This window comes from Arenibacter certesii DSM 19833 (assembly GCF_000429545.1).
GTDB classification, from domain to species: Bacteria; Bacteroidota; Bacteroidia; order Flavobacteriales; family Flavobacteriaceae; genus Arenibacter; species Arenibacter certesii.
Genome location: NZ_AUCB01000006.1, coordinates 36016 through 50158, shown reverse-complemented (window position 1 = coordinate 50158; position 14143 = coordinate 36016). Strand labels below are relative to the sequence as shown.

Genomic DNA, 14143 nt, shown 5'->3' with positions numbered 1-14143 from the left:
ATTTATACTTGATGCTGTTGATAGGACAACAATTACAATACTCCAATTTAATTTCCTCCACTACCAATGGTAGGATTGTTCTTATCCCACCACAATCGTTGAGAATTTAATACACTGGGCGTTTCATCTCTTGGACTCGTAAATCCTTGGTCTGTATTTGCTTGTAGCCATTTGGCAACATTTAGATCCCCGGGTTCAGGGGAAGGGATTCTTCTTGGGAACGGTATTTCAGGATCATCGGTAGCTGATCTTGCTAAAAGTGATGAACCATATTTTGGATATCCCGTACGCATAGAAAGAATCCATCCTTCTTCTGGCAAACGATAGAAATTTAGAAATTGTTGGATGAATACCTTTTCTAAATCATTAGTGCCATTTAACTGTAAGGAGGGGTTGGTTAGATAATTTGATATTTCCTCCTCGCTGATGGGCAAATATGGATATTCCTTATTTGCTACCCGCATAATTAAATCTTGCTTTTCACCAAGCATATTATAGGTTCTCAAAGAAGATTCAGTTCCTTTTCTATACCAGTCGGCCGCATCACCTGAGATATAACCTTTTAGTATAAATTCGGACATCATAAGGCATACTTCGGAATAAGATAGCATTACATCTACATAGTTTCCTTCGGGTTGTGGTAATCCTCCATATTGAAAATTACATTCCTGAATCAATCTTCTGTTGTATTTAGAAAGCATCGTAGCAGCAGGTCCAATTGCATTAGGTTGGTCAACGAAAGAATAATAATCAGGAATTCCTATGTTAGCATCGTTTCTATATGCGGGTAATCCTATAAATCGATATCCCAGAATCTCTTCACCATCTGCGGTAGTATACAGGACATCATTATCATTGTTTATGTCCACGGCGGGAGAAATAGTAGAAGGATCGGCAAACTCATCAATAGTTTCTTGGGTATATCCATTGGGCTCATAAAATATTCTCAACCGTGGATCTGTAGTAGATTTCATAAATTCTATAATAGGTTCTGCGGACCACATTACACCTTTCCATTCAAATCCTGCACCAGGGGAACCTCTGTAGGTTCCGCCTAAGTCAAATGTAAATTGGTCATCGTTGCTTTCAAACAATCTGCCATCGGACACTACACTTGTAATAATTTCCTGTGCTTTGGCCTCATTTTGACTTAATAAACGTGTTGCTAGTCTTAATTTAACGGCATTGGCACATTTGATCCATTTAGTGATATCACCCTGATATACGATATCATTGGATGAAAAATCATAATTGCTAGCTATATTCTCGTCCATTTTTTGAATGGCCGAATTTAATTCACCCAAAATTTGCATTAAGACGGCTTCTTGTTTATCGTAATTGGGGTCTAATTTACCTTCTTTACGACCCATGGCTGCTTCGGAGTAAGGAATGTCTCCAAATTGATCGGTGACTCTAAGGGCAAAAAAAGCTTGAAGGACATCTGAGGCAGCCACCATTTTTTGATAGAACTTTTGTTCTTCATCCGATAATTCAGAAATCTGAAGCCTCATTTCGGTTAGATGGTTCATTATTTTCACATAGAAGGTATTGTATTTGTTTCCTGGTAGAATAGTATTAATATCGCTATCATTGGCCTTACCCTGAACCAAATATTGGGCCCAGGTCATTTTTTGATGGTTTTCATGATACCATTCACCTTCATTCTTATAGGTAACCATTTCCTTTTGAACATAAGTAAATAAGGTTTCTGGAGGTGGCACCCCTATATTGGGATTGCTGTTGATTTCTGCAAAATCATCGTCACAACCGGTAAAAACAACCAAGCCGATTAGTATATATATTATTTTTTTCATGTTGTAAATTTAGAAATTGAGTTTTAACGAAAATGAAATAGATCTAATGTAAGGAGCCGACTTTTGTTGTAGTGGGTTTGCAGCTGCGTTACTACTTAGTGTTGGATTTATATTATCTGGCAAGGAATTATATAGAAGACCCAAATCACGTCCTGTTAATGCCACAGAAGCACTTTTTACTAGAATTTTATCCAATATTTCGGAGGGGACGTCATAAGTTAAAGTTACTTCCCTTAAGCCTACCCAACTAGAAGTGTAAACACCGGTTATTGGTGTTCCCGTACTTGCTGAAGTCCAGCGGTAAATATATCCGGACCAGTGGGTTGGTTCTACCAATCCTTGATCGTATGCTTCCTGATAAGTCAATCCGCCTACATCAACACTAGTTCTGTTATCTGAAGGTCCAGAAGTAACGGTGGTTCCATCAGGAAATACTCCATGTGGAATATACCCATCCTCATAGGTCTTCCCATAAAAATTTTGCCCTTGACCTTCACTTGTCCAAGTAATGCCACCTTGTGAGGCATCCCTGTTGGGTAATGAGCTTTCCAAAACCCCTTGATGAAGTCCATATCTGGCATCTGCCGAATAAATTTCACCACCAAATTTAGCATCTACAATAGCACTTAAACGGAGCCTTTTATATCTTACAGAAGTATTCATGCCACCATACCAATCGGCTTGCATATTACCCATAACATAGAGCGAATCCTTATTTTGAATACCAATAGGGTAGGCTACAGACCATCCATTTCTATTAGCAAGAACGGGGATGTCATGATTAGCAGTGTTTGCACCATCATAAAAGTCATAACCTCTTCTTGTTACTAGATCCCCGTAGTTTCCTCCAACATAGGCATAAGACGCCGTGTCTGCATTGGAGTCATCCGGATTTCCAAATAACCTAAATTCATTTATTCCCGGTGCCAGTTCAATTATTTTATCTCGGTTATGAGTGTAATTAACTCCTAAATCCCAGCTAAAATCGGGGTTATCTATTAATCTAAAATTAATGGCTGCCTCTATCCCTTGGTTTTGAAGGTTCCCAGCATTGATTAATTGATTGTTTATGCCTGACTCTGAAGGGACTTGTAATGGAATAATTTGATTTTTAGTATTATCCTTATAGTAAGCTAGATCCAAACCAACTCTGTTATTCCAGAGTCTAAGATCTAAACCAGTTTCAAAAGAATATTTTTTTTCTGGCTTCAAATTTACGGAGACAGCGGTATTGTCTTCAAACCTAAACATATTAAGGTTGGGGTTTTGACTAAAATTATCCGCTACAAACCCGGTAGATAACCTATAGGGATCGGTATCATTACCAACAATGGCGTAAGAAGCCCTTAATTTGGCAAACGATATATAGCTAGGAAGCTTAAACGTTTCTGAGGTCACCCAAGACAAGGTTGCAGAAGGATAAAAATAGGAGTTGTTTCCTTTGCCATTTGGATAAACCAAGGCTGAAGACCAGTCATTCCTAGCGGTAGCACTGAAATAAAGGTCTCGTTTATAACTGGTGTTGAAAAAAGCATAAATAGAATTTATTTTTTTTCTATGTCCGACACCGCCACTTGCTTGGACAGCATCTTTTGAGTTGGCCAAAGAGTAGAAATCACGTATTTTAAATCCACCCGTAGTATTGGCAAATTGACTTTGTTCTTTAGAAGTCCATAATTCCCCTCCTACCAACAGATCCATTCTGAAATTATCCGAAATTTGTTTGTCGAAAAATAATTTTGCAGAGAAACTGTGTTGGAATTTTTCACCATTACCAAAGTAGTAAGACCCATTTAAGCGATCCCTATTGTCTGCAAAGGTCTTGCTTTCTTGATTGTAGGTGTATTGGTTTAGATTTCCTTCCAACGTTGCTGAGATATTATCAGTAATCTTATAATTCAAATTTATATTAGAAATAAATGAACCTTCTGTTCGGGTTTTGTCGTCTTCAAGTGCATGGGCCCAAATTCTGCTCATTCTAGTAAAATTGTAGTTATCTCCATAGGGATGAGGAACTCCGCCATCAATGTCCAAATAGTTATCCTTCCACTTGTTTACATCATAGTTTCTTGGGAAACCATCATGAAACCAATGGCTAAGTCCACCTGGTTCTAAAGGATTTTTCGCTTTTGAACGAGTGTAGTGCATTACAGCGCCAACCGTTAGCTTATCTTTTATTAAATCATGTGATCCTTTGAAGCTTAAAGAATTTTTGTCAAAATCGTTTCTTAATTCAACGCCAGATTCGGAAAAGTTGGAAAAGGATAGTCGAAAACTACTAGTTTCGCTACCACCATCAATGGCTACATTAGTATTCCTTATAAAACCAGTATTAAAGTAATCCTTGTAATTATTGGGTTTTGCTGACCAAGTTGCTCTAGAACCATCATAGTCTATTATTTCTTGGCCATCAAAGCGAGGTCCCCAACTAGCTGCATGCTCCTCATAGGAATCAAAAGCCATAGAAGGTAAGCCGGTTTCAAGATCATAAGTGAAAAATTGACTTGTATCATGCGCATCATCACGTGTCCTTGTATTAGGTCCATTAGTGACAAAGCTAAAACCACCAGCAGTAAGGCCAGAACCATATTGGTTTTGGAAATTAGGAGCGTCATAAACAGTTCTTACACCAATGGTCTGGTTAACACTAACTCCGAGACCTTTACTTTTTTTACCAGATTTGGTGGTTACTATTACCACCCCATTTAAAGCCCGAGATCCATAAAGGGCAGAAGCAGCAGCTCCTTTTAAGATAGAAAAAGATTCAAAATCATCTGGGTTAAGGTTTTTAAGTTGGTTACCCCAATCGGCCCCTTCTTGACCACTAATGTCATTGTCCAAGATTACCCCATCCACAACAAAAATAGGTTGGGTATTCTGATCAAAAGTTGAGTTACCTCTTATTGTTATTCTTGTTCCACCAAATGTTCCACCCGATGTAGTGCTGACTTGGACTCCCGCCGTTTTTCCTTGCAATGAGTTGACTGGATTGATTTGTGCAACTTGAGCAATTTCATCTCCATGAATTTCAGATACAGCATATCCAAGAGCTCTTTCCTCTCGTTTTATACCCAATGCGGTTACTACTACTTCTTCGAGCTGACTAGCGTCTTCTTGCATAGCAATGTCTATGTTGTTAGAAGTGCCAACAGTTATCATTTGGGTTTTCATCCCAATAAACGAGAAAACTAGAACGTCGCCTGTTGAGGCCTGAATAGCATAATTTCCATCAAAATCGGTTTGAGTTCCAATTGTGGTGCCTTGTATAACAATACTCACTCCTGGCAGAAGTGTTCCATCATTGGTGCTTGTGACACTTCCTGCTACGGTTTTACTTTGTGCCAAGACCCCATTTAAACAGAGTAAGGTTAAAGCTGTTAATAAGAAACGAATTTTCTTGTTCATACGATTTTAGTTATTTGGTTCGTTATTTGCACGGTTTAAATAGTAACCGGATAAGGTTTTAAAATTACTAATTATTTGTTAAAATACTGGGAAAAAGTAAGGAATAATGTGGAAGGCAAACCTGTGTACTGTATTTACGTACCTGTCCGGAAATGTTTGGATAAGAAGTGTAAGGTAAAGTTAAGTGGAGGTGGTAAATATGCAAATTGAAAAAATCCGGGACCATTAAAACGGTATCCGGATTTTCCAAACTAACTCAATTTATACTTGGTACTGTACATAGGACCAATTTAACAAAGACTAACCTTAACTTTAAAGATTTTTTATTACTAATCCTCTTTAAGGAGGAATATAATGCAATATAGATTAAGAAAAGGGCATGCGCTACCAATTTAAGTACCAATGCTGATATGTTTTTTGCTCATAATGAGGTTGTTGCTATTTGGAGCGCCTTAGAAGTATAATAAGTGTTAAATCAGTAGTATCTAAATTACGTGCTAAAGGGTGTTTAATTGTATATAGTGCTAAAATGATGAAGGCATGGATAGTATTTATTTATCCATGCCTTGCCTACTGTTATTGTATTAATCTAACTACAAAATTAGTATCCCGTATTTTGCACTAGATTTGGGTTGTTCTGCATTTCTGATGTTGGTATCGGAAATAAAAGTTCTCTTTCAGTTAAAGCTTTATTTGGTAAATAAGAGAAGTTGTGGCCAATAAAATCCCTCAACTCATTTGTTTCGGGGTTATACGCTTTTCTCCATCTCACCATGTCGAACCAAGTCTGGTTTTCAAAACTTAACTCGTGAACTTGTTCTATTCGTACAGCTGTCCTGAAGTCATTTTGTGAAAGACCAGCTAAATCAGCAAGTTCAGCACGCTGTCTTATCTTATTGACCGCATTGTATGCCTCTGTGGAAGGACCCCCTTCAGCCTCATTTGCGGCTTCTGCATACATTAGTAATACATCGGCATATCTGTAGATAGTCCAATTTAAGTCGGACTGAGCACTCGCTTCATTTGCTTCAATATCAAAATGCTTATAAATATAAGGTGCTCCCAAGTTAATACTGTCGTTACGATCTGCTTCTAACGAGTAGTTTGAGAAGTAAAACTGCTTCTCTTCTGCTCGTTTATCCCCAGTCTCGTAGGAATCAACAAACTCGTTTGTTGAAAAGATACCACCTGTTTGGGCCGAATATGCTGAAATTCCTAGGTTATAGGGCAAAATTGCTGGTTGCCAATTGCCTGATTGAATATTGGCTGCAAATTGAGTCATAAAGATGTACTCGCCAGTGTTTTTGGTAGATGGGTCATGTAGCTCATCGTAAGTATCAAAAAGTCTAAACTCTCCAGAATTAATTACCTCTTTAGCTTTGGCAGCGGCAAGCGCGTAATTCTCTGTTTTTTGAAGTGGGTAGCCGGCCATGGTGAGATATACATCTGCCAATAGGGTTTTAACTGCCCCCAAAGAAATCCTGCCAGATTGATCTCTCCATGGTAAACCAGCGCTCTCAGCTTCTGTAAGATCGCTAATGATTAAATCATAAACCGCCTGGGGTGATGCTTGTTCGGGGTATAATTGATCCGAACCCAAATCCACAGAATTGGTAATAATAGGAATGTTTCCAAACATTCTTAGTAAGCCAAAATAGTAGTATGCCCTCAAGAATTTAGCTTCACCCAAATATTTTTGCTTCTGTGTTTCGTCCATATTGATTTCAGGGATTTTTTCAATTGCCAGATTAGCTCTAGAGATTCCTAAATAATAATTGCTCCAGAAACTATTTCCGTATCCATTGTCCGAATTGTTAATTAAATCCTTTACCAGATAGATGTTAGTAGCCTGCCCAAGGGATGTGTTGGCCAAGCCTGTGGCAAATTCCAACATTAACCATGGGCCTCCGCCAAATCCACTTTCGGTAATCGGAATCAACGGTTGATAGATTCCATTAATAGCACTCTTGGCATGTTCAGCCGTGGTAAAATAGGTATCGGTTGTGAAGTTAGACGCGTCTTCTTCATCTAAAAAATCACTACATGCTGTTGTGCATGTTATTGCGGTTACCACAGCTATAGCTCTTATAAAGTTTTTATAGATTTTCATTTTTTTTATCTTTTATATCGTTATAGTCCAACATTTAATCCTAGCATAAAGGTGCGAGGTCTCGGATAATCATAAAGGGAGTATCCTTGATCAAAAGCTCCACCACCATTAGAGCTTTCAGGGTCATAACCCGGGTAGCTTGTTGCTACGAAAAAGTTCTGAACTGAGGTATATAATCTTAGACGATTTAGATGTAATCGCTTTGCTACTTCAGGCTTAAATACATAGGATAACATTAAATTTCTTCCTCTTAAAAATGAAGCATCCTTTAATTTTCCGGAATCATTATTAGTGTCATACCCAGCAGCAATAGGTCTAATCTGAGCAATATGTGTATTTTGATTTTCTGGAGTCCATGCATTTAAAACGGTCTTAAAGCTATTGGCAATTGTTTGGCGGTCCTCAGCCGAATGTTCGTCCCAGTACATAACACTATTACCATACTGAAACTGTAAGTCGACCAGTAGCTCAAGATTGCCATATCTAAAGGTGTTGGAAAAAGTTCCAAAACCGTCTGGAATACCTTTTCCGATTATGGCTCTGTCATCACTATTAATAGCCCCGTCATTGTTAAGGTCGCGGTATTTAATATCTCCTGGCAGCCTGTCATATATAGCTGCCTGAGCTGCCTCATCAGTACTCCATGTCCCTTCATCAATATATCCGTAAAAAGTACTAACAGGTTCACCAACACGAATTAATGTGGATCCCAAGAAAATATCGGAACCACCAGAAAGTTCAACAACCTCATTTTTATTAATTGAAATATTAAAGTTACTGTTCCATCCAAAAATCTCGTTATCTATATTGGTTGTGTTTAAACTAATTTCAATACCCTTGTTTTCCATACTACCAACGTTTCTAAATACATTAGAAAAACCACTAGAAGAAGGTACTGGTGCATTTAGGAGCATATCTGTCGTTAATTTTCTATATACATCTATTTCCAGTCCAATACGATTATTTAAAAGCCCCAATTCTATACCAGCGTCTACTTGGTCTGTTTTTTCCCATTTTAAATCAGGATTTGCCATACGTCCAGGAACAGTATAGGCGGCACGATCACCCCCAAAAATTACGGTTCCGTTAGTTAAACCGGCTAATGCTCTGTAAGCGGGTATTTCGGAGTTGCCTGTAGAACCATAACTAGCTCTAATTTTTAAGTTGGAAATGGTAGAGGACTCCTTTAAAAAGTCTTCTTCAGAAGCTCTCCAAGCAAGTGCAGCAGAAGGGAAAAAAGCGAATTGATTTTCTGGACCAAATTTAGAGGATCCGTCAGCTCTACCGGTAAGGGTCAACAAATATTTATTCTTATAGTTATAGTTGACACGTCCAAAATAAGAGTTTAACCCATATGCAATCTTACTAGAAGAAGGCGCCTGAGGTTTAGATCCTGCACCAAGGTTGTTAAATCCGTAAAAGTCATCAGCAAATCCACGGGTAGATGCTCTTGCAGAAAACTCATCAATATGCTGCCAAGAAAGACCAAGCATAGCCGATAGCGAATTGTCACTATCAAAGTCTTTGTTATAGGTCAAATAATTTTCAAATTGCCATGAATTATAACGAGCATTATTCACATGTGCAGCACCGTCTGGTCTGGCTATGTATCTAAGGTCTTTACCGCCATAATAATCGTTTCTTTGATTAATGATGTTAGCTCCTAGAGTGGTGCGTAGTTGAAGGTTGTCATTAAATTTAATATTACTGTAGAAGTTACCCAGAACAGTCTGGGTTTTTAAGAAGTACCTACGGTCATTTGCTACTGCTACTGGGCTACCGCCACCTTCCATTCCAGGATAGTCTATGTTAGATCCCCAAGTACCATCCTCATAGCGAACGGGTATAATGGGTAGGGCTTCGTAAACTTGTCGCATTGTAGTGATACCACCACCCCCAAGTTCGTCTACTTGTTTTTCGTTTTGGTCGTTATAGCTTAGACTACCTCCAACTTTTAGCCAGTCGTTAACATCGGTATCCAAAGTAAACCTCCCTGAATAGCGCTTAAGCCATGATTCGATGAGTAGACCCTCTTCATCACGGAAACCCATGAATAGTCCAAAATTGGAGTTTTCATTGCCGCCGGTAAATGAAAGTTGATGGTTTTGGATAAAGGCATCTCTAATGGCTTCATCTTGCCAATCTGTATCATAGAGGGGTTTTCCATTACTGTCAAAAAGTCTAGGGTCTGTCCTTTTTAATCTAGGATCGGTATATCTTCCACCTGCCCATCCATCAGGATCAAATTTTTCAGCATTGGCATAGGCAATTTCCTCAACAAGTAAAAACTCTTCGGAATTTAGAAGGTCTAATTTTTTAGGTAAAGTCCCTAAGCTAAAATCTACATCATAGTTAACATTGGTGCGTCCAGTTTTAGAGCCTTTTTTTGTGCTTACTAATATCACACCATTGGCACCTCTTGCACCATAGATAGCGGTTGCCGATGCATCCTTTAAAACCTCGATAGATTCTATGTCATTGGGGTTCATGTAGTCAATTGGTGTACTGCCATTTGGTAGGCTGGCAGCACTTAGAATTACACCATCAATCACATAAAGTGGGGTATTTGCAATACTTACTGAAGTATTACCACGGATTCGTACTGTGGTTCTTCCTCCAGGTCGCCCTGAACCAGAAGATACGTTTACACCAGATACTCTACCGGCCATGGCTTGGTTTAATGAGGCTGCTGGTCTTTCAGCTAATTCTTCGGCCTTTACGGATCCCACAGCACCGGTGAGGTCACTTTTTTTCTGAGATCCGTATCCAATTAGGACCACCTCATCTAGACCAGAAGCTTTTTCTTCCAAGTTAACGGAAACGGTGCTTTGTCCGTTTAAAGGAACTTCTTTAGAAGCAAATCCAATGTAGGAGACAATAAGGGTTGCATTTTCATTGGTAACATTAATTGTAAAATTACCATCAAAATCAGAAGTTACTCCATTGGTAGTTCCTTTTTCTACAATGTTCGCCCCTGGAAGAGGATCGCCTTGAGTATCCGTAACGGTACCGCTAACTGAATGTTGTGGAACGGTAGCGTTTTTAAAGTCTAATGTGGAATTTAAATTTTCCGTGTAGGTGTTAGCATGAATTTTAAATAGTGAAATTATAAGTAAAAGGGCGGTCAGTTTCATTTTTAAATGATACGTACTAGACCAATCCAAATGGAAAGGCTCCGCTGAGTTTATTGTTCTCATCTTTTAATAAGTTTTGTTGGTTAACATTTTTGTTTTGCTCACTTCATTATGTTGGAGTTGTTCCAACAATCTTCGGTTTTTAGTGAAAGTGATTTTATTGTTGTTCTCTTTGTCAGTTCATTTTGTAAGTGTGCTTTTAAGTTAGTATAGCTAGTTGAGTGTCTTTTGAATGTTATAATAGTCTCAAATAATAGGTCTTCACAAATTATTCAGAATTCATTTCAATAGTCTTTATTAATTTAACTACTCCTAAGGTTGTTTTATCTCTAAGAAAGAGCTTACATAAAAAAGGGAATGTTCGAAGGTATTCTGTATTCTCCATGCAAGGCAACTAATATACAGTATTATTTCAATACTTTTTTTGCTTCATTAATAATTATGGTTAAAACTAAGTATATTTGTTGGTTATAGTTTAGCTATTTTACTCTTTAGTCAAATTTTATTATGAAACTACATTTACTGAATAGAGCTAGTTTGCAGCATAGTTCCTTTACGGTTACGATAAACAATTTTTCACACTTTTTAAAAGTGTGGCATTATCATCCAGAATTGGAGTTGGTGTATATTATAAAAAGTACGGGAACACGATTTATAGGAGATGGTATTGAGAAATTTGAGGAGGGTGAACTAGTGCTCTTGGGGGAAAATTTGCCTCATATGTGGCTTAATGATGAGGTTTATTTTGGAGAAGATTCCAATTTGACTGCTGAGGCAATCGCCATTCATTTTAAGGAAGATTTCTTGGGAGAGGAATTTTTGAAGGCTATAGAAATGAAGTCCATTTCTCAATTGGTAAAAAGAGCAAGACAAGGGATAAAGTTTACAAATATAGATAATGGAGTCTTGACCAAGATCAAGGAACTGGTCAATATGGACCCTTTTCATAAGATAATGGGACTTTTGGAAATTCTGCACCTGCTGTCTACCCATGAGGAATACCAATTATTGTCCAGTCCCGGTTTTTTGAACTCCTTTAACAAAACGGATAACAAGAGTTTGGATGAGATCTATGAATATATTTTCAAGAATTTTAATCAGCCTATAGGGTCCAAGGATGTGGCTGAGGTTGCTAGAATGAATCCCTCCGCTTTTAGTAGGTTTTTTAAAAGGGTCCACAGAAAAACCTTTACGCGTTATCTCAATGAGATACGGATAGGGTACGCCTGTAAATTGTTAATTGAGAACAGGGATAATATTACCCCAGTATGTTATGATTCTGGGTTTAACAATATTTCTAATTTTAATCGTCATTTTAAATCTATAATGGGGATGTCGCCTTCAGAATATGTGAAGCTTCATACTCAAAAACAAGAGTAGGTCCCTATTAGGGTTAAAAAAGTATCGAAAATGAGGCTTGGGGTGGTTGAGATGGTGTAGGGGTAGTATTAATTTTGTTTGACTAATATTTTAAGCAATGAGCAGTAAAACAATAATTACGGATGTTTTGGTGAAAGACGTCCGATTTCCGACTAGTAAATCTTTGGATGGTTCAGATGCAATGAATCCTGACCCAGATTATTCCGCAGCATATGTAATATTAAAAACCGACCATCCGGACGGATTGGAAGGTCATGGGCTAACCTTTACTATAGGTAGAGGGAATGAGCTTTGTGCTGCAGCAATTCACTCCCTTGCACCCTTGGTGAAAGGAAAATCTATGGAAAGCTTTATCCAGAATATGGGAGCTTTCTGGAAGATGATCACTGGAGATAGTCAGCTTAGGTGGTTGGGGCCAGAAAAAGGAGTAATTCATTTGGCAACAGGGGCTGTGGTAAATGCTGTTTGGGATTTGTATGCTAAAATGGAGAAAAAGCCACTATGGAAATTATTGGCGGATATGTCTCCAGAAGAACTGGTATCCTGCGTCGACTTTACCTATATCACCGATGCCGTTACACCAGAAGAGGCGCTACAGCTTTTGAAGGGAAAAGAGGCTGGGAAGCAGGAAAGAATAGACTATTTGCTTAAAAATGGTTACCCTGCCTATACTACTTCTGCAGGGTGGTTGGGCTACTCAGATGATAAGATGAGAAGACTCTGTAGGGAGGCAAAAGAAGCCGGATTTAAGCATATGAAAATTAAAGTGGGTTCCGATCTACAAGACGATATGCGCCGTGCAGCTATTATCCGTGAAGAAATTGGCACTGATTTAAGGTTGATGATGGATGCCAATCAGAAATGGGATGTAGATGAGGCTATAGCAAATATGGCTGAACTTAAAAAGTTTGATCCCTGGTGGATAGAAGAGCCTACTAGTCCGGATGATATACTAGGTCACGCTAAAATTGCGAGGGCTGTAGATCCTATAAAAGTGGCTACAGGCGAGCACTGTCAGAATAGGGTAATTTTTAAGCAGTTGATGCAGGCCGATGCTATGGGGATCTGCCAAATAGATAGCTGTAGAGTTGGAGGGGTGAATGAAATTTTGGCCATCCTGTTAATGGCGGCTAAATTTAATATTCCCGTATGTCCGCACGCTGGTGGAGTTGGATTGTGCGAATATGTGCAGCACCTCTCTATGATCGATTTTATTGCGATTAGTGGAACCATGGAGGATAGGATAATTGAGTATGTAGATCATTTGCACGAGCATTTCTACGACCCAGTGGTGATTAAGAACGGAGCCTATATGCCTCCTTCCATGCCGGGATATAGTATAACTATGAAGGAGCAATCTTTGGAAGATTATAGTTTTCCAAATGGTATTATCTGGCAGCAGGATGCGGCTGAAAAAGCGCAGCAATAAAACAAAATATGTATTATAAAATATTAATCTGAAGAACATGACACTTTTTAGTTTAAAGAATAAAACAGCCATTATTACTGGCGGTGCTAGTGGTATTGGCGAGGCTATTTCCAAAAAATTTGCGGCCCAAGGGGCTCAAGTGCATATTTTGGAGTTCAATGCCGAAAACGGAAATAAAACCGTAGAAGAAATTTCTGCTACAGGTGGTAAAGCAACATTCCATGCCTGTGATGTTTCCAATACGGAGCAGGTAGCCCAAATTGTGGATGCCATTTCTAAAAAACAATATATAGATATTTTAGTGAACAATGCAGGTATCGCCCATGTAGGAAATTTGGAGGGGACGGCTGAAAGCGATTTGGACCGAATTTATAATGTAAACGTCAAAGGGGTTTATAATTGTATGCACGCGGTAGTAGGAAAGATGAAAGAAAAAGGTGGGGTTATTGTTAATATGGCCTCTATTGCTTCTTCGGTAGGGATATCGGACCGCTTTGCATACTCCATGTCTAAAGGTGCGGTGTTAACTATGACACTTTCAGTTGCAAAGGACTATTTGGAGCAGGGTATCCGTTGTAACAGTATTTCTCCGGCAAGAATCCATACGCCTTTTGTGGACGGATTTATAGGAAAAAACTATCCTGGAAAGGAAGCAGAGATGTTTGAGAAACTTTCAAAAACGCAGCCTATTGGTAGAATGGGTAAACCAGAAGAAGTTGCCAATTTAGCATTGTACCTATGTTCAGATGAGGCCTCCTTCATAACGGGAACCGATTTCCCAATAGACGGAGGGTTTATAAAATTGAATGGTTAGGATTAGTGGGTTAATGTAACAATTGATTAATGTTCCAAAGTGTCAATTTGGAGATTT

The 14143-nt window shown here is 38.6% G+C and carries 7 protein-coding genes; 3 read left to right on the top strand and 4 right to left on the bottom strand.

Annotated features, from left to right (window positions below; all coding sequences use genetic code 11):
* Window positions 1–47: 47 nt before the first annotated feature.
* The 4 genes from G466_RS0103175 to G466_RS21345 form a co-directional block, all read right to left on the bottom strand.
* The gene (locus tag G466_RS0103175; RefSeq protein ID WP_026812348.1) at window positions 48–1814 is read right to left on the bottom strand and encodes a SusD/RagB family nutrient-binding outer membrane lipoprotein; all 1767 of its coding nucleotides are present in this window, start codon (window positions 1812–1814) and stop codon (window positions 48–50) included.
* A 9-nt stretch (window positions 1815–1823) separates the two neighbouring features.
* Window positions 1824–5219, bottom strand: a complete 3396-nt coding sequence (locus G466_RS0103170) for a SusC/RagA family TonB-linked outer membrane protein (RefSeq protein ID WP_026812347.1) — start codon at window positions 5217–5219, stop codon at window positions 1824–1826.
* A gap of 601 nt (window positions 5220–5820) precedes the next feature.
* A complete protein-coding gene (locus G466_RS0103160) occupies window positions 5821–7329 on the bottom strand; it encodes a RagB/SusD family nutrient uptake outer membrane protein (RefSeq protein ID WP_026812346.1) in 1509 nt (502 codons plus the stop codon).
* A gap of 20 nt (window positions 7330–7349) precedes the next feature.
* A complete protein-coding gene (locus tag G466_RS21345) occupies window positions 7350–10526 on the bottom strand; it encodes a SusC/RagA family TonB-linked outer membrane protein (RefSeq protein WP_084418696.1) in 3177 nt (1058 codons plus the stop codon).
* A gap of 444 nt (window positions 10527–10970) precedes the next feature.
* Between G466_RS21345 and G466_RS0103150 the strand changes: the two genes are divergently transcribed.
* The 3 genes from G466_RS0103150 (at window position 10971) to G466_RS0103140 (ending at window position 14086) form a co-directional block, all read left to right on the top strand.
* Window positions 10971–11843: an AraC family transcriptional regulator gene (locus tag G466_RS0103150; protein WP_026812345.1), complete on the top strand. Its 873-nt coding sequence runs from the start codon at window positions 10971–10973 to the stop codon at window positions 11841–11843.
* A gap of 97 nt (window positions 11844–11940) precedes the next feature.
* Window positions 11941–13272 (top strand): L-fuconate dehydratase, encoded by a 1332-nt coding sequence (locus G466_RS0103145; RefSeq protein WP_026812344.1) that lies wholly within the window; start codon window positions 11941–11943, stop codon window positions 13270–13272.
* 37 nt (window positions 13273–13309) lie between these two features.
* The gene (locus tag G466_RS0103140; RefSeq protein ID WP_026812343.1) at window positions 13310–14086 is read left to right on the top strand and encodes an SDR family NAD(P)-dependent oxidoreductase; all 777 of its coding nucleotides are present in this window, start codon (window positions 13310–13312) and stop codon (window positions 14084–14086) included.
* The last annotated feature ends 57 nt before the right edge of the window (window positions 14087–14143 follow it).

Excerpts from the sequence above, each read along its gene's own strand:
- G466_RS0103175 (WP_026812348.1), bottom strand. The coding sequence starts at position 1,814 with ATGAAAAAAATAATATATATACTAATCGGCTTGGTTGTTTTTACCGGT.
- G466_RS0103140 (WP_026812343.1), top strand. The coding sequence starts at position 13,310 with ATGACACTTTTTAGTTTAAAGAATAAAACAGCCATTATTACTGGCGGT.
- G466_RS21345 (WP_084418696.1), bottom strand. The coding sequence starts at position 10,526 with ATGAGAACAATAAACTCAGCGGAGCCTTTCCATTTGGATTGGTCTAGT.
- G466_RS0103145 (WP_026812344.1), top strand. The coding sequence starts at position 11,941 with ATGAGCAGTAAAACAATAATTACGGATGTTTTGGTGAAAGACGTCCGA.
- G466_RS0103150 (WP_026812345.1), top strand. The coding sequence starts at position 10,971 with ATGAAACTACATTTACTGAATAGAGCTAGTTTGCAGCATAGTTCCTTT.
- G466_RS0103160 (WP_026812346.1), bottom strand. The coding sequence starts at position 7,329 with ATGAAAATCTATAAAAACTTTATAAGAGCTATAGCTGTGGTAACCGCA.
- G466_RS0103170 (WP_026812347.1), bottom strand. The coding sequence starts at position 5,219 with ATGAACAAGAAAATTCGTTTCTTATTAACAGCTTTAACCTTACTCTGT.